The 16219-nt window shown below is 51.0% G+C and carries 11 protein-coding genes, 5 tRNA genes and 2 rRNA genes; 2 read left to right on the top strand and 16 right to left on the bottom strand.

Annotated features, from left to right (window positions below; all coding sequences use genetic code 11):
- Positions 1–65: 65 nt before the first annotated feature.
- Positions 66–683, top strand: a complete 618-nt coding sequence (locus HCR03_RS15790) for a TetR/AcrR family transcriptional regulator (RefSeq protein ID WP_066647328.1) — start codon at positions 66–68, stop codon at positions 681–683.
- Between the two features lie 169 nt (positions 684–852).
- Here HCR03_RS15790 and HCR03_RS15785 read toward each other — a convergent pair whose 3' ends face one another.
- The 4 genes from HCR03_RS15785 to HCR03_RS15770 are packed head-to-tail and all read right to left on the bottom strand — an operon-like array spanning position 853 to position 5401.
- Positions 853–1839 (bottom strand): pectinesterase family protein, encoded by a 987-nt coding sequence (locus HCR03_RS15785; RefSeq protein WP_187035302.1) that lies wholly within the window; start codon positions 1837–1839, stop codon positions 853–855.
- A 4-nt stretch (positions 1840–1843) separates the two neighbouring features.
- Positions 1844–2668 (bottom strand): sugar phosphate isomerase/epimerase family protein, encoded by an 825-nt coding sequence (locus HCR03_RS15780; protein WP_187035300.1) that lies wholly within the window; start codon positions 2666–2668, stop codon positions 1844–1846.
- Positions 2665–3840: a glycoside hydrolase family 88/105 protein gene (locus HCR03_RS15775; RefSeq protein ID WP_187035298.1), complete on the bottom strand. Its 1176-nt coding sequence runs from the start codon at positions 3838–3840 to the stop codon at positions 2665–2667. Before HCR03_RS15775 ends, HCR03_RS15780 begins: the two co-directional genes overlap by 4 nt.
- Positions 3821–5401 (bottom strand): glycoside hydrolase family 28 protein, encoded by a 1581-nt coding sequence (locus HCR03_RS15770; RefSeq protein WP_187035296.1) that lies wholly within the window; start codon positions 5399–5401, stop codon positions 3821–3823. The genes HCR03_RS15775 and HCR03_RS15770 overlap by 20 nt, the downstream gene beginning before the upstream one ends.
- A gap of 169 nt (positions 5402–5570) precedes the next feature.
- Here HCR03_RS15770 and HCR03_RS15765 point away from each other — a divergent pair, with 169 nt between their 5' ends.
- Positions 5571–6365 carry a helix-turn-helix domain-containing protein gene (locus tag HCR03_RS15765; RefSeq protein WP_066646324.1) on the top strand — a complete coding sequence of 265 codons (795 nt, stop codon included), beginning with the start codon at positions 5571–5573 and terminating at the stop codon, positions 6363–6365.
- Here the strand turns inward: HCR03_RS15765 and HCR03_RS15760 are convergent.
- The 12 genes from HCR03_RS15760 to HCR03_RS15705 form a co-directional block, all read right to left on the bottom strand.
- Positions 6355–7209, bottom strand: a complete 855-nt coding sequence (locus HCR03_RS15760; protein WP_228724992.1) for a carbohydrate ABC transporter permease — start codon at positions 7207–7209, stop codon at positions 6355–6357. The two genes, HCR03_RS15765 and HCR03_RS15760, sit on opposite strands and share 11 nt — an antisense overlap.
- On the bottom strand, positions 7202–8152 hold the full coding sequence (locus HCR03_RS15755; protein WP_207727280.1) for a carbohydrate ABC transporter permease: 951 nt from the start codon (positions 8150–8152) through the stop codon (positions 7202–7204). Before HCR03_RS15755 ends, HCR03_RS15760 begins: the two co-directional genes overlap by 8 nt.
- A gap of 109 nt (positions 8153–8261) precedes the next feature.
- Positions 8262–9647 carry an ABC transporter substrate-binding protein gene (locus HCR03_RS15750; RefSeq protein WP_066646326.1) on the bottom strand — a complete coding sequence of 462 codons (1386 nt, stop codon included), beginning with the start codon at positions 9645–9647 and terminating at the stop codon, positions 8262–8264.
- Between the two features lie 313 nt (positions 9648–9960).
- The gene (locus HCR03_RS15745) at positions 9961–11304 is read right to left on the bottom strand and encodes an ammonium transporter (protein WP_066646328.1); all 1344 of its coding nucleotides are present in this window, start codon (positions 11302–11304) and stop codon (positions 9961–9963) included.
- Between the two features lie 556 nt (positions 11305–11860).
- Positions 11861–11936 (bottom strand) — tRNA-Asn (locus HCR03_RS15740).
- Between the two features lie 9 nt (positions 11937–11945).
- Positions 11946–12061 (bottom strand): 5S ribosomal RNA (rrf, locus tag HCR03_RS15735).
- Positions 12062–12088: 27 nt separating this feature from the next.
- Positions 12089–12163, bottom strand: a tRNA-Glu gene (locus tag HCR03_RS15730).
- A gap of 63 nt (positions 12164–12226) precedes the next feature.
- Positions 12227–12302: transfer RNA gene (locus HCR03_RS15725), tRNA-Lys, on the bottom strand.
- A 148-nt stretch (positions 12303–12450) separates the two neighbouring features.
- A 23S ribosomal RNA gene (locus tag HCR03_RS15720) occupies positions 12451–15470 on the bottom strand.
- Between the two features lie 191 nt (positions 15471–15661).
- Positions 15662–15898 (bottom strand): hypothetical protein, encoded by a 237-nt coding sequence (locus HCR03_RS15715; RefSeq protein WP_066649249.1) that lies wholly within the window; start codon positions 15896–15898, stop codon positions 15662–15664.
- Between the two features lie 15 nt (positions 15899–15913).
- Positions 15914–15990: transfer RNA gene (locus tag HCR03_RS15710), tRNA-Ile, on the bottom strand.
- A gap of 144 nt (positions 15991–16134) precedes the next feature.
- Positions 16135–16210: transfer RNA gene (locus HCR03_RS15705), tRNA-Ala, on the bottom strand.
- Between the last annotated feature and the right edge of the window lie 9 nt (positions 16211–16219).

Genomic DNA, 16219 nt, shown 5'->3' with positions numbered 1-16219 from the left:
ATATCGTTTCCTATATGCACATTCTATAACGATGGATGGGATTAAAGGATTGGAGGGAATGAAGGATGGACGAGCAAAAAAAAGGCACTCGCCGTCGTGGAGAGATTCTGGAAGAGGCAATTATGGATGCCACGTTGGATGAACTCGACCAAATCGGCTATGCACACCTGACGATGGAAAAAGTAGCGGATCGGGCGGGGACCAACAAGGCTGTCCTTTACCGCCGCTGGGCAAACAAGTATGAACTTGTGATTGCTGCCTTGCATAAGCGTCTGCCTAAAATCACCGAAGCGGTTCCAAATACCGGAAATCTGCGGGATGACGTGTATGCCTATCTGCAAGAGCGTATTCGACCGCTGAAGGCAATCGGCGTGCAGACGATCCGGGGACTTATGATGGAGCCGTTGATTTGGCGTCATATCGCCGCGGCCATGCCGCAATTTGCTCAGTGGAAATCGGAAAACAAGCTGACGGCTGCGATGACGGCCATGATGAAAAACGCGGAAAAACGTGGGGAAGTCTGCCTTGAAGGGCTGTCGCCCAGGATCATCACCCTGCCCATTGACCTGTTGCAGTATGAACTAATTACAAAACAGGAAATTTCCGACACAACCGTCACGGAGATTGTAGACGAAATTTTTATGCCGCTGATCCGTTATAGTCAAACAGCAGATCAATCATGATAAATCTCAATTTCAACAGACCGGTTCGATTTTTTTGATAAGTCGTCTGCATTTCTTTACATCCCGGCACGCTTCAGATACACCGTCTGCTTGAATTTACTTGTTCCCATAAATGAAGCCCACCCTTTTGGGTAGGCTTCTTTTATGATGCCGTAGGGTAGGCTGCCCATCAGAAATTTTCAGGGCGGTTCCTTTGGGATTGCAAGGTTAGCCGGTCGATTTCATGAATACGATTAATTCGCCTGGCCGCTTCTTTTCTCGTTAGCAGGTGCACCCACGGTGCCCGTGCCGAGACAGCAGAACCGGACCCCCGGTTGCCGAATTCCTCAAACCGAACCGCTGTCCGGTCCTGAGGGCGGCCTTCCCAATCCGCCCATCCCCTTTCCGTAATGTGGGAACCAATCTTACAGTTCAAAAAAGCCGCAGCAGCGTGCTCCCTCCAAGGCCGCCCCAGGTATACCGTACCGGGAGCACAGTCAGAGTCAAGGCGGCAGCGGTAAAAAAGAAATCCGTATGTCTGGTCCAGCGGCGTGCAGGCCGCTGTCACATAGCCGTTAATGCTTTTTCCCCGGTTAGCGGAAACAATCTCACAGTTTTCAAACGCTGCCTCCGCGCCTCCAAAAATGAAATCGACGTCTCCCTCCACACGACAGTCCCTGAAATAATCCATGCAGGGCCGTCGCGGCATTTGCTCGCCCGGCCCTTTAAACGAGTCGGGGATCCTCGGTTGGTCCGGTAGCGGTGCCAAAAATAGGGTATCCTGCCGCGAGGTGATATTCACATGCTCAAACCGAGCCAGAGAGGAATCCGCGTAAACGGCAACCGCCTGCCCGGCGATGTCGCCGTTGCCCGCGGTGTTTTTCACGGACAGATTTTCCAGAAGAGCGCGCCGGGCATTCATGTACAGGGTATAGCTCCGAAATGTTCCAAGCATTTCCCCGTTTGCGCCCGAAAAATTTGCACCATCGCCAAAAGAAATGACGGTTCGGTCCGGGTCTTCGCCGACCAGTTGGATCTCATTTGCGAAAAGCGTCAGCTTCTCCCGATACCATCCGTTCTTAATGTAGATCTCCATTTTATCTCCGTGGGCTGCCTTGGCTGCTTCCGCGACGGTCGTGAACTCTCCCGACCCGTCTTTTGAAACCGTTGCCCTCATGCTTTCATTTCAACAGCCCGTCTTTCAAAAACGCGCAGTCCCGCGCGGCGAAAGCCGGGTTGGCCTCTTCCCTGAGAATACTGAGATTTTGGGGCAGTTTTTTCAGCTGCTCAAACAAATACGGATAATCCAGCACGGAGTGGGCCAAATCCGTTTTATATAGCTGTCCCCGCCGATCAACGGCCCTTCCTTTAAAATGAACGGACACGATGTCTTTTCCAAGTCGATGAAACATCCGGTCCCAAATTTCCCGCTGCGCGCCGGCAGATTTCGGGGAAAGCAGATTGCAGGGATCGAAAATCACTTTCAGATTCGGTGAAGCGGCGGCCCGCAAAACTTGCAGAGCGCATTCCGGCGTGTTGACCGTATGCGCGAAAACAGGTTCGATCGCAAGGATAACGCCGGTATCCTCCGCCTCCCGCAAAATAGGTTCCAGTGTTTCCAGAAAAACCCGCAGCGCATCTCTGCGCGACATTCCGCCCTGCTTTTCCCGCGCCGTGGTTTCCAATCCGACGCAGCCGGCACCCAACCGCTTTGCGTAAGGCAAACAGCGCAGCAGCAGTTCAGCATTCTTATCACGGACTTTACGGTCCGGCAGGGCAAGGTCTGTGTAAGCGCCGAACACCGCTGTGCTGAGTCGATTCCCTTTCATGGCGGCGGCTGTTCGGTTCACGATTTCCGAAGTCAGGTCATTCAGCTCTTTCACACCGGCAATCGCCTTTTGAAACGCGAGTTGTACACAGCTGAAACCGTCCTGAGATATTTGTGAAAAAAGCTGTTCCGGTTCGCGGCACCCATAGTCGTGCGCACGCACTCCGACGGCAATCACAGGCCAAGTCTCCCCTCTTTCGGCTCGGTCGGTACCTCATCTATTCTGAGCAGCTCGGCAAACGCCATCAAAAAAGGGGCAACACCTTTCCCCTCATTCTGTACGACAGGTTCCCCATAATAATAAACGGGAGTTCCATCCCGTTCTTCCGGCCCCCCCAACCCAGCGACCATGCAGACGCCCCCAAGAGACGGATTCAGCGGTCCGTCCATGAAGTACCGGTTCAGAATGCCGTTAAAAGCCTGCTTTGCGCGCTCCGCGTAACGAACCGGCAGGAGATGCAGGCGAACTGCTTTTAAAATGCTGTACGCAATCATTGCCGTTCCGCTGGTTTCGAGATAATTGCCTTTTTCCATTCCCCGGTCGACTACCTGATAAAACATGCCGGTAGAATCCTGAAATACAAGCACCGCGTCCAAGAGCTCGCGCATCATGGACTGAAGGCCGCGGTATTCATAATAAAGCTGTTCGTCCATCACTTCCAGCGTCTCGACCAATGCCATTAAGAGCCATCCTTCCGCGCGGAGCCAGAAAGAAGGGGAGCACCCAGTCATTTTGTCTGCCCAGCCCGCGGTGCGGCTCTCATCGTAACCGTGATAGTACAGACCTGTTTTTTCATCCCTCATTCTTTTGCGGACTACCGAAAACTGGGTGTAGATATCAAAATAGTTTTTCATTCCGTCATACCGGTTCTCATACATCATAAAAAACGGCATGGCCATATAAAGCCCATCCAGCCACACCTGACACGGGTAGGAAATTTTATGCCAAAAATTTCCTTCCCGCGTCCGCGGAATCTCAATCAGCCTGGAGAAAAAGAAGTCCATCCCTTTGCGATATTTCTCTTTGCCCGTCAGATCAAACAAGGGGAAAAAAACTCTTGCGGGCGCAATGGCGTCCAGACTGCGGTCATCGTCAGACAGCGCGGGAGGAGAACCGTCCTCCCGCAGAAGTTCGCCCATAAAGGAATCCGTGAATTTCAGATATTTTTCCTTTCCCGTCGCCGCATAAAGCTGCAGATACGCAGATAACATACAGCCATCGACATAATTCCATCGGTTTTTATCCGGCTTTTGAAGCCGTTCCAGGTTCCATGCAGGGCTTTGCGCGCAGCTTCGTTCCATTAAGCTATCCGCGAACCTCCCCAACCGGCTAATTGTCTCCGTGTCCATTGGATTCTTCCTCCCACAGCTCCTCAATATCTGCAAAGTCCGTTTTTTCTCCTTCAAACCCCTCGATCGTTACACCGGCAAGCGACAGCTTTTTCACATTACGTGCAAACAGCCCCAACTTCGCGACCGGTTCCAAACCGTCCATCATCGCCGGGTACCCGGCCCGTGCGTCCGCCGCAAAGGAAATCCGCACATTCCGAAAGCTCACGCTTTCAATCGGCATTTCCGGCAGACCGCAAAGGAACACTCCCGCAGTGCTGCAATGCTCGCATACAATATTGCGGCAGCTCAGGTTACCGACCCTGGGAGTAAACTCGTTGACCGGAACCGGTTTTTTCGAGGAAACATAATCACTGTGCCCGTCCGGGTCGCAGCAATAGAACATATTGACGACAAAAGGTGTGTTGACCCGATCCATCCATATATTTTCGAGAGAAACGCGATCTACGACTGACAATTCGCCCCTTCCGCGCCTTGTTTTGATTCTCAGGCCGCGGTCGGTTCCCTGAAACACGCACTGTGTGGCACTAATGCTCCGCGCGCCTGCGGAAACATCGCTGCCGATCACCACGGCGCCATGCCCCCGCTCCAGCAGACAGTTTCTAAGCACAATCCCGCAAGTTGGTGTATTCAAACGGCTGCCCATATAGATTTTGCTGGATTTCAGAGCGACGCAGTCGTCCCCAACTGAAATGACAGCGCCGCAGATTTTCACACCGCTGCAAGCCTCCACGTCGATTCCATCCGTATTCGGGGAATCCGGGTCATTGTAAATCCGAATATCCAGAAGACTGACGTCTTTACTGTAAAATGGGTGAACCGTCCAGGCATAGGAATTTTCAAGCGTTATACCCTGAACACGAATCTGCTCGCATCCGTTCAGAAAGAGCATCCTGGGCCTCCAGGCACCGCGCTTTACCTTTGGATTCCGCCACCAGTCCCCCTGAGCCGCATTCGCGTTTATAATACCCGGACCGACAATGTCAACATTGCTGACATGGATTCCGTTTAGAAGGCTTGCAAAAGAGGACAGCGGATTCCCCTCCCAACTACCGAGGTAATACTCCTCCCGTTCATCCTCGGACTGTGTTACTCCCGGGAGAACCGGATAAACGCTGCGGTCGGTCATTCCAAGCAGCATGGCGCCTTCCGCAAGCTCCAGCGTCATATCGCTTTTCAGAAACAGCGGACCCGTCAGGTAAACTCCGCTCGGAATCAACACCGTTCCGTTCTTCGGACAGCATAAAATCGCAGCCTGAATCGCGGAGGTATCCTGTTTCACGCCATCTCCGGCGGCGCCGAAGTCCCGCGCGTTCAGCCGGAAGCTCTCCCTCTTTGTGGTAAAAGCATGAGAAACGGCTGTACCGTTTGCGGAAACGGTCACCCGATACTCCGTATTCGGCCTTAGGTCGTAAAGGCTGAAAATATTGCGGTTCAGATTTTCAGCGATTTTTCTGCCGTTGAGTTCAACATCATACGGAATCCGGGAATGATAGCAGTCCGAGTTCGTCAGTTCAAACGAGACACTGCGAACAAAAAGACCGATAATTTTGAAATCCACAATTTGTCACCTACAATGCATGAATATCTTGATATTGCAAAACAGGAAAAATAGTGTAAAATGAAAATATCTAGAACGAAAGGCGGTGTCAACCATAGTCAGGGAATACGTCTATTCTCCTCATTACGATTTTTTTATCAGCAAGTCTCACCGAACAGCCGGGTATGACATGAAAACCTTTCATATGCACAAAAAATATGAAATTTACTATCTGGCCGAAGGGGCCCGGAAATATTTCATCGACGACTCCGTATACCCCGTCAATGCCGGCAACATCGTCATCATAGGCCCAGACGAAATACATAAAACTGCCTCCTCCGGCGATGCCCCTCACACCCGCTATGTACTGAATTTCAATCCTGAATATTTCGGCCGGTCGTGGGACTGGGGCTTTGACCCTTTTTCTTTTTTCAGCCTCGGCATCAAAGTTTTGACCGTTTCCATGAAACTGCAGGGCCTGTTTGAGAGCATTTTTCAGCGGTTGTACGATTTGAACGGCAGGAACTCTCCGGAAGCGGTCGTTCTGCGCCGCGCCCTGCTTGCCGAACTGCTGATTACCCTGAAAAGCTGTGCCGAAGAACAGGCGGCACGGCATGAGAACTCTGAAAAGCTGAGTAATAAGACCGTAGATAGGATCATCGCTTTTATTTTAAAGAACTATACATCTCAGCTAAATCTGAAAGGAATAGCCGCCCAATTTTATATCAGTCCCTATTATCTGAGCCATTTGTTTAAAAAGACGACAAATTTATCCGTGGTCGAATATATCAACAGCGTGCGGATCCGCGCGGCAAAAAAATTGCTGGAGACCACCGGATGTTCGATCAGCAGCATCGCGACAAAAACAGGGTTCAACACCAGCGCCCATTTCAGCCGGATGTTTAAGCTGGGTACCGGAATGTCGCCGACTCAGTACCGCAGATATTACAGCCCGGAGCATAAGGACAAAACGGCTAACCCTTAAGACTTCCTGTCGTCAGGCCCTCCACAAACTGCTTCTGCCCCAGCGCAAATACTATGATCGACGGAATCAGACTGATGACGGACATCGCGATAATCTGATTTTCATCATACCCGTTGCCGGTCGCGTCCATCGACATGCGCAGCGCAATCGTAACCGGATACTTTTTTACGCTGGAAATATAGATTAACGGCCCGATAAAGTCATTCATCGACCACATAAAAGAAAACAGCCCGATGGATACAATCCCCGGTTTAATCACCGGAACCAGAATGCGGATTAACGTATTTATGCGGGAACAGCCGTCTATCTTCGCAGCTTCATCCAAATCTTTCGGAATGCTTCTAAAAAACTGAATCAGCAAAAACACAAAAACTCCATCGCTCGCGAACAGATGGGGCAGCACCAAAGGCGTGTAGGTATCCAGAACCCGAAACCATCCCCACATGACGTACTGCGGAATTCTCAGGATAATGACCGGCAACAGCATTGTGGCAATCAGGAGAGAAAACAGCACTTTCTTACCGGGGAACTCAAATCTGGCAAAACCGTAGGCCGTCAGAACACTGGAAACGATCGTGAAAATTACGGTTGGAATTACCATTTTAAACGTGTTGAGAAAATAGTGCCCCATAGTATACTCAGAGCCTGTTACCCAGCCGTGCCGATACGGTTCCGCACTGAACGATTTCGGCATAAACCAGATGGATGAATGGATATCCGCGTTGCTTTTAAAACTGGCGCCGAACAGCCAGAGCATCGGATACAGCATAACGATGCTTACGGCAATCAAAATAACATATAAAATCACTTTACGGACCTGCTTTTTGACCAGTGCATCAAGCATTGTCGTTCCCCTTTCCATCGTCGTTATAAAAGACCCAGTACTTGGAATAGCGGAATACCAGCAGCGTGAATACCAGAATAATGACAAACAGAATCCAGCTCATCGCCGCGGCGTAACCCATTTTATAGCTTTTAAAGGTCTGATCGTAAATGTACATGGAAAGCAGATAGGTTCCGTGCTGGGGCCCGCCGGATGTAATCAGATAAGGTCCGTTGAATTCCTGGAATGCCATAATCAGCTGCATCACCAGATTATAAAAAATCGTCGGGCTTAAAAGCGGGACCGTGATTTTGAAAAACTGCCTTATTTTGGAACAGCCGTCCACACTGGCCGCTTCATACAGTTCTCCCGGAACGCTTTGCAGACCCGCGAGAAAGATAACCATGGTGGAGCCGAATTCCCATACGCGCAGCAACGCGATCGTCATCAGGGCGGGGAACTGCTCCCCGAACCACCCAACAGGCGGCACGCCAAAAGCGGCTAGGACTTGGTTTGCAAGACCGTTTGACTGGAAAATAAACTTCCACAGCACCGCGATCGCCACGTTAGAACCCAGAATGGATGGAATGTAGTACGCCGTACGAAAAAAATTGATTCCACTGATTTTCATATTCAGAATCATCGCGATCAGCAGAGAAAATACAATTTTCAGCGGGACTTCCATCACGACATATTCAAACAGAACCGAAATCGACTTTTTGAAGATAGGATCCTGAAATAACCGGATATAGTTTGCCAGACCGACCCATTTGGGGTCGGTTACCAGATTAAACCTGGTGAAACTGAGGTAAAAGGATGTGATAAACGGGTACAAGGTAAACAGCAGAAACCCAATACACCACGGCGCCACATAAAGCAGCCCGTGAAAACGGCTCTCCCCCAATTTGCGTGCAGACTTCGTTTTTTTCTGACTTCTTTTATTGTCCGATGCAGTAGCTTCCATTTCCACTCATCTCTCTCCGCTTGCTATGCTAATTTCAGAGCATACGGACACGCTGCGGTCTTCCATACAGCGTGCCCGCGTTGTCAGAGGAATTTATCAAAACATACTTTTACTCAACAATACCGGAAAGGACGCTCTGCATGGTATCATAAAGCGTCTGCGCGGCGCTTTGGGTATCCGCCGTGCCGTAGGAAATGGACTGGACCGCCGTGATGTAGGCCTGCGCCATGTCGGAATTGTTCATGTAAGGACTCTGCAGCACCGGTTTGCAATTCATGATCTGCAAGGTTCCCTGATAGGAAAGGTCCTTTTCCAAATTACTATCCGAGGCAGAGAGTGCTTTCATTGCCGCTTTGCTGGACGGAATGCCCCGCGATGTACCGAGGACGACCGCGGCGTCAGGGTCGTTCAGCAGCCAGTTGAGGAACAAAGCGGACTGTTTTGGATATTTTGTTTCCGCGCTGATTGCCAGCAGGAGGGACGGCTTTTCCAACCAGCCGCTCATTTTTGCGCCCGACAACTCCGGCAGTTCGCCCAAAACCAGCTCGCTCTTCTTTTCGGTCAGCACCTTGCTGAATTTGCCGACGGATGAACTCCACTCCAACATGCCCGCGACCTTGCCGGAAATGAAATTGTCTGTCTGGTACAGCGGTGTCGTTCCGGCGTCGTTTTGAATTTGTTTCTGTGTTCTTGTGACATGGTTCTTTTCAAGTTTCATATAAAAATCGAGCGCGTCTTTGATCTCATCGATGCTGAACCCGATCTTTCCATTCTGGTCCAAAAATTCCTTGCCCGTTTTCTGCTGCTCGTAAGCAACCGCCGCGTAAAAGGAAGTATAACCGCTGCCGGTATCAAGGTCCGTCGGATACATGTCTTTGCCGGCCGCCTCGAATTTTTTGCCCGCTTCAATCAGATCATCCCACGTCTTCGGAATGCCGACGTTTAGCTTGTCAAAAGCAGTCTTGTTGTAGAAGAAGCTGCGCCCGGTAACCGAAACGGCAATCGCGTTCAGATTCCCCTTTCTCATCCCGAATTCCAGAGTACTGTCATCCCACTGGGAAAGGTCGATAATGCCGCCAAGAGTTTTCAAGTCGTAAAACCCCTTGCCGTCTGGTGAAAGCGACGGAATCCAATCGTGATTTACCTGGACAATATCCGGCGCGGTATGCCCCGCAAACTGAGTGTTGACCTTTTCCTGCATTCCGTTAAAGCCAGCATACTCGGCGTTTATGGTTATGTAGGGATACTTTTCCTCAAACTTTTTAATGGCCTTCAATGTTGCCTCATGGCGATCATCTCCGCCCCACCATTCAAATCGAAGAGTAACCGGATCCGTCGGAATGCCCTCGCTGCTAACCGCTTCGCTGCCGGCCTCAGCTGCGGGCGAAACGGCGGCATCCGCTTTTGAGCCGACCGGATTTGCTCCTCCTGAACAGCCGGCCATGGTCCCCCCGCAAAGCAGGGTGGACAAAAGAACAGCTAATAACCTTTTCATAATATCTTCCTCCCATCAATTTCATCCTGTTTTCTATCAGGTTATTAAATAATCTATATTTTAACTTTATCGTTTCCTCATTGGAATTACAACAGCGGTTTTTGCTCTTCTGTTTTTTAACCGTGCAAATATTGCTATTTTAGTCTGATATTCTCGATTAAATTTAGCGTTATTTCATAATGCTCAGCAACATTGGCCTTATTTTTTTGCTCGAAATATCCACGCATTTCTCAGAATAAATATGTTTAACGGAAAAATGCAAAAAAACAGCGCCGCCCATTCAGGGCGGCGCTTATATAGTTCGTATTTCGAATCACGCCATATGGATCGTATCGATCTGCTGAAAATCAGGATAACCTTCCTCTGCATGCTCGGAAACATCCAGTCCGGCAAGCTCTTCTTCCGCGCTGACCCGCAGGCCGACCGTGGATTTCAGAACTTTGAACAGCACAAAGCTTGTTGCCGCGGTCCATGCGCCGACAGTCAGAACGCCAAGCAGCTGAACACCGAACAGTCCCAGTCCGCCGCCGTAGAACAGGCCCTTGCTGGTATCGAACAAGCCGACCATCAAGGTGCCGTAAACGCCGCAGGTGCAATGGCAGCTGATCGCGCCCGCCGGGTCATCGATTTTCAGAACCTTTTCAAAGAATTCAATCGACGCGACCACAAGCACGCCAGCAATCAAACCGATGACCAGAGCGCCTTCAATGCTGACATAGGCGCAGCCGGCGGTTATTGCAACCAATCCGCCGATCGCTCCGTTCAGCGCCATGCTGACGGATGGCTTTTTGTGCTTGAACCACGTGTAGATCATTGCAGCGAAAGCGCCTGCCGCTGCGGCAATATTGGTGGTCATCGCGATGGTCCCGATTGACGCAATGCTGAACTTTCCATCGTCGCCCAGCGTCAGCGCGGACAGAGTAGAGCCCGGGTTAAATCCAAACCAACCAAACCAAAGAATAAAGACGCCGAGCGCGGCAAGCGTAATGCTGTGGCCGGGAATACTGTTGGGCTTTCCGTCTTTTGAGTATTTGCCGATACGGGGCCCAAGCATCGCTGCGCCGACCAGAGCGGCCCAACCGCCGATGGAGTGAACAACCGTGGAACCGGCAAAATCCTGGAAGCCCATTTGGGCAAGCCAGCCGCCGCCCCAGATCCAGTGGCCCGCGACCGGGTAAATCACCAGCGAAATGACCGCGCTGTAGATGCAGTAAGCAATAAATTTGGTGCGTTCCGCCATGGCACCCGATACAATGGTCGCGGCGGTTGCGCAGAAAACGGTCTCCCAAAGAATAAATGCATCGACCGGAATCCCGCAAACCGAAATCGTATGATCAATCGTCCCAAAGAAATCCGATCCGCCAAACAGGCCCCCCACGCTTTGGCCGAACATCAAGCCGTAACCGACAAAATAGAACGCGATGGACCCGATGCAAAAGTCCATCAGGTTCTTCATCATAATATTGGCGGCGCCTTTCGAACGTGTTGAGCCCGTTTCCAGCATTGCGAATCCGGCTTGCATAAAAAACACCAGAAACGCGGAAATCAGAGTCCATACCGTATTAATGGAAGTCAGCAGCTCTGCGGGGAGCGAAGCCGCGCTCACCGCTGATAAAAGAATATTTTGTAGCCCCGTTTGCATAACAGCAAAATTCATAATGACCCTCCGTTCTTGATTCGATTCATACCCCAATGCGCACCTGTTCTTACCCAAAAAGGCGCCGGACCTATTAAATAGGTCCGGCGCCTTTGCCGATATTTCATATCCGCCTGCTGGTATAAGAATGGTGATTCGATTTCGCCGGTGCTGCTCAAACACCGTTAAATCTTGATGCCTTATTATATATCACTCAAGTAATAATTGCAAGTTCATATTTAAATTATTCATTTATTTGTATGCTCATATAAAAACACCTTCAGATTTGACTATGGATTGTGCATTTTTTAAACAACCGCCTTCTGTAATGGACTTATCACAATTACTGTATGCAGTACATTTAAAAAATGTTTCATAATCGATCAACTTTGCTTAACTATTTAATCTTTGGTCAGGTACGACGCACAAACCGTCTCTTGCAGTATGTGGGTTATCATCCGCTGCTTTTCCCGCCTTCCGGGTAAAACCCGCCCAATCTGCGGCTGCAAGTGATTGCGCGCCTGTAAAATAATTTTCTTCAACAAAAAAGCCGTCCACGAACGCGGACGACTTTTTATGGCTCCCCAAGTTGGACTCGAACCAACGACCCTGCGGTTAACAGCCGCATGCTCTACCGGCTGAGCTATTGAGGAATATGAAGATGTTGGCACCACCTATTGTCCCGGGCCGTTACCAGCCAAGTATCTTCGGCGCAGATGAGCTTAACTTCCGTGTTCGGAATGGGAACGGGTGTACCCTCATCGCAATCGACACCAACTATATTCAACTATTTAATGATCAAACTTGGTGACCCGTGCGGGAATCGAACCCACGTTAACGGCGTGAGAGGCCGCTGTCTTAACCGCTTGACCAACGGGCCATATCCAACATCTTTTCAGCCGGCACGGAGGTCAGGGTCCCTGACCCCTTTCCGACTTCCTCTTGGTGCACCATCAGGGATTCGAACCCGGGACACCCTGATTAAGAGTCAGGTGCTCTACCAACTGAGCTAATGGTGCATAGACCATGCGGTCAGCACGCGCCTCCGGCGATTAAACCATCGGCTTACGGGAACTTCCCGCGCTGCTTTTTCAGATACATATCGTACCCTCAAAACTGAACAAAACTGGAAGCAGAAAAAGGGAAATGAAGGGTCGAACCAAAAATATGGTCAAGCCCTCGGCCTATTAGTACTGCCAAGCTGAACACGTTACCGTGCTTACACACGCAGCCTATCAACCTTGTAGTCTTCAAGGGGCCTTACCAGCTTATGCTGTGGGATATCTAATCTTGGAGTCGGCTTCACGCTTAGATGCTTTCAGCGTTTATCCGATCCGCACATAGTTGCCCAGCTGTGCCATTGGCATGACAACTGGTGCGCCAGAGGTGCGTCCATCCCGGTCCTCTCGTACTAAGGACAGCTCTCCTCAAATATCCTGCGCCCACGACAGATAGGGACCGAACTGTCTCACGACGTTCTGAACCCAGCTCGCGTACCACTTTAATCGGCGAACAGCCGAACCCTTGGGACCGAATACAGCCCCAGGATGTGATGAGCCGACATCGAGGTGCCAAACCTCCCCGTCGATGTGGACTCTTGGGGGAGATCAGCCTGTTATCCCCAGGGTAGCTTTTATCCGTTGAGCGACGGCAATTCCACTCTCATACCGCCGGATCACTAACTCCAACTTTCGTTTCTGCTCGGACCGTCATCCTCGCAGTCAGGCCAGCTTACGCGTTTACACTCTTTGGCACGGTTTCCGTCCGTGCTGAGCTGACCTTTGAGCGCCTCCGTTACTCTTTTGGAGGCGACCGCCCCAGTCAAACTGCCCGTCTAACAATGTCCCCCGGCCGGATTCACGGCCGCAGGTTAGAATTTCAGCAACTTAAGGGTGGTATCCCAAGGGTGACTCCACGGCAGCTAGCGCCGCCGCTTCACAGTCTCCCACCTATCCTGTACATAAATTACCGAAACCCAATATTAAACTACAGTAAAGCTCCATGGGGTCTTTCCGTCTTGTCGCGGGTAACCGGCATCTTCACCGGTACTACAATTTCGCCGGGCGGGTAATTGAGACAGTGCCCAGATCGTTACACCTTTCGTGCGGGTCGGAACTTACCCGACAAGGAATTTCGCTACCTTAGGACCGTTATAGTTACGGCCGCCGTTTACTGGGGCTTCAATTCAATGCTTGCACATCTCCTCTTAACCTTCCAGCACCGGGCAGGTGTCAGCCCCTATACGTCATCTTTCGATTTGGCAGAGACCTGTGTTTTTGCTAAACAGTCGCCTGGGCCTATTCTCTGCGGCCTCATTTCTGAGGCACCCCCTTCTCCCTAAGTTACGGGGTCAATTTGCCGAGTTCCTTAACTACCCTTCTCCCGTTGGCCTTGGAATCTTCTTCCTGTCTACCTGTGTCGGTTTGCGGTACGGGCGCATCGGATATCCCATAAGACTTTTCTCGCCCTGCTCTGCGCATGCTTCCCTACTTGATTTCGGTCCCTTACGCCCGGGTCAACCAACGCCCGGGTCATGCCCTTTGCAGGTGTCATCTTACTTAAATCCTTCTGCGGCTACGGAATGTCAACCGTATGTGCATCGGCTACGCCTCTCGGCCTCACCTTAGCTCCCGGCTTACCTGGAGCGGACGAACCTTCCTCCAGAAACCTTAGACTTTCGGCCAATATGATTCTCACATATTTCTCGCTACTCATTCCGGCATTCTCACTTGAATGAAATCCACCGGCGCTTCCGCTCCGACTTCAACTCTCATTCAACGCTCTCCTACCATGCTCAAACATTCTCCAAACCTTCAATCGGCGCTCCATTTCAACCTTACTGTGAAATTTCGCGGCGCTTTGCGCCCGCTGATCCGGAACCTTTTCCTTCCTCTTCCGCTTCTGTGCGGGAAAGAGGCTTTCCGCAGCGCTTCCGCGCCGCCAGATTCCGCTTCTCAACTTCCTGAAAGCATGGAGAATATTTGAGCATCCCAAGCTTCGGTACACGATTTTAGCCCCGTTGAATTTTCGGCGCAGGGTCACTCGACCAGTGAGCTATTACGCACTCTTTTAATGAATGGCTGCTTCTGAGCCAACATCCTGGTTGTCTAAGCAACCCCACATCCTTTGCCACTTAACCGTGTTTAGGGACCTTAGCTGTGGGTCTGGGCTGTTTCCCTTTCGACAATGAAACTTATCTCACACTGTCTGACTCCCGTACATCAATTATCCGGCATTCTGAGTTTGATAGGCTTCGGTAGCCTTTCGGCCCCTAGACCATTCAGTGCTTTACCTCCGGTAATCTAATACGAGGCTAGCCCTAAAGCTATTTCGGAGAGAACCAGCTATCTCCGGGTTCGATTGGAATTTCTCCGCTACCCACACCTCATCCGCTACCATTTCAACGGGAGTCGGTTCGGTCCTCCATGGGGTTTTACCCCCACTTCAACCTGGACATGGGTAGGTCACCCGGTTTCGGGTCGAATACAACTGACTTCATACGCCCTGTTCAGACTTGGTTTCCCTGCGGCTCCGTCCCTGAAGGACTTAACCTTGCCAGTTACATTCACTCGCCGGACCATTCTACAAAAGGTACCCGATCACCCATTGACGGGCTCTCGGTGCTTGTAAGCACAAGGTTTCAGGTTCTATTTCACTCCCCTTCCGGGGTGCTTTTCACCTTTCCTTCACAGTACTCTTCACTATCGGTCACTGGGTAGTATTTAGGCTTGGAGGGTGGTCCCCCCATGTTCCCACCGGGTTTCACGTGTCCGGCAGTACTCGGGATACAGCCCACTGCGCTTTCCCTTCGCATACGTGACTTTCACACTCTTTCGTCGACCTTTCCATGCCGTTCTGCTCAGGATTGCGTACTTTTTGGCTGTCCACACCCCCGCGGGCATTGCTGCCCACGGTTTGGCCTCTTCCGCGTTCGCTCGCCACTACTTGCGGAATCTCGGTTGATTTCTTTTCCTCGCCCTACTTAGATGTTTCAGTTCAGGCGGTTCCCCCCGTGCAGCTATGAATTCACTCCACGGTGACTGGACATGACTCCAGCCGGATTGCTCCATTCGGACACCTATGGATCAATGCCTGCTTACGGCTCCCCATAGCTTTTCGCAGTTAGCCGCGTCCTTCTTCGGCTCCCAGTGCCAAGGCATTCCCCTTGCGCTCTTTGTAGCTTGACCATGTGATTCTTTGGTTCTTCAAAATTGTAGTTTTTCTATCAGATTAATCTTGTTAGAATAACAACTTTTTCTCGCTTTATCTGCTTCTCGCTTTATTCAGTTTTCAAGGTACAACCTGAGGTTGACGCACGTCGCGGGTCAGCTTTCAGTTCAAAGAACCTTGCCTGTCGCGGCCTTTCCCAGCCATCAGATTACACACAATACTCTTTTCCATTTGCATGGACCAGAACATCATATGGACACACAGTGTCTTTCATCGCGCCTTTGCCCGCTGGTTTCCCAAACTTGCTGTCGCGGACTGAAACCCCGTATGTAATTTTGGCTCCCATTCCGCTTTCGCTTCCTGTTTGCCGTTTCCAGACTTTTGCCGCATCCATTTCCGCGACATTCCGCTTCCTGTCTCCAGAATGCTTCAGCGCGTCGTGCATGCAGGCTCAGCCTGCTGGTGGGCTTAAGTGGACTCGAACCACCGACCTCACGCTTATCAGGCGTGCGCTCTAACCGGCTGAGCTATAAGCCCATATTTCTCCGGCTTTGAGGCTATCCGGTCTTTCTGCCACTATAGCCAGTATTTTGCAGACTTCCTCTGCGGTTCTCTCCGCGACCGCGAGCCTTTTCATTTCTGAAACGCCCCGGCGCGTCGTGACCGCGGACTTCAGTCCGCTGGTGGAGATAAACGGGATCGAACCGTTGACCTCCTGCTTGCAAAGCAGGCGCTCTCCCAGCTGAGCTATACCCCCGTATTGGAA

The organism is Caproicibacter fermentans (assembly GCF_014303955.1).
GTDB classification, from domain to species: Bacteria; Bacillota; Clostridia; order Oscillospirales; family Acutalibacteraceae; genus Caproicibacter; species Caproicibacter fermentans.
The sequence above is the reverse complement of the archived record's forward strand: the minus strand, read 5'-3'. Positions and strand labels throughout refer to the sequence as shown.

What these genes read in the sequence shown, in the direction of transcription:
- HCR03_RS15790 (WP_066647328.1), top strand. Translation starts at nt 66, where the DNA reads ATGGACGAGCAAAAAAAAGGCACTCGCCGTCGTGGAGAGATTCTGGAA.
- HCR03_RS15785 (WP_187035302.1), bottom strand. Translation starts at nt 1,839, where the DNA reads ATGAGGGCAACGGTTTCAAAAGACGGGTCGGGAGAGTTCACGACCGTC.
- HCR03_RS15775 (WP_187035298.1), bottom strand. Translation starts at nt 3,840, where the DNA reads ATGGACACGGAGACAATTAGCCGGTTGGGGAGGTTCGCGGATAGCTTA.
- HCR03_RS15765 (WP_066646324.1), top strand. Translation starts at nt 5,571, where the DNA reads ATGAAAACCTTTCATATGCACAAAAAATATGAAATTTACTATCTGGCC.
- HCR03_RS15760 (WP_228724992.1), bottom strand. Translation starts at nt 7,209, where the DNA reads ATGCTTGATGCACTGGTCAAAAAGCAGGTCCGTAAAGTGATTTTATAT.
- HCR03_RS15755 (WP_207727280.1), bottom strand. Translation starts at nt 8,152, where the DNA reads ATGGAAGCTACTGCATCGGACAATAAAAGAAGTCAGAAAAAAACGAAG.
- HCR03_RS15750 (WP_066646326.1), bottom strand. Translation starts at nt 9,647, where the DNA reads ATGAAAAGGTTATTAGCTGTTCTTTTGTCCACCCTGCTTTGCGGGGGG.
- HCR03_RS15745 (WP_066646328.1), bottom strand. Translation starts at nt 11,304, where the DNA reads ATGAATTTTGCTGTTATGCAAACGGGGCTACAAAATATTCTTTTATCA.
- HCR03_RS15715 (WP_066649249.1), bottom strand. Translation starts at nt 15,898, where the DNA reads ATGCACGACGCGCTGAAGCATTCTGGAGACAGGAAGCGGAATGTCGCG.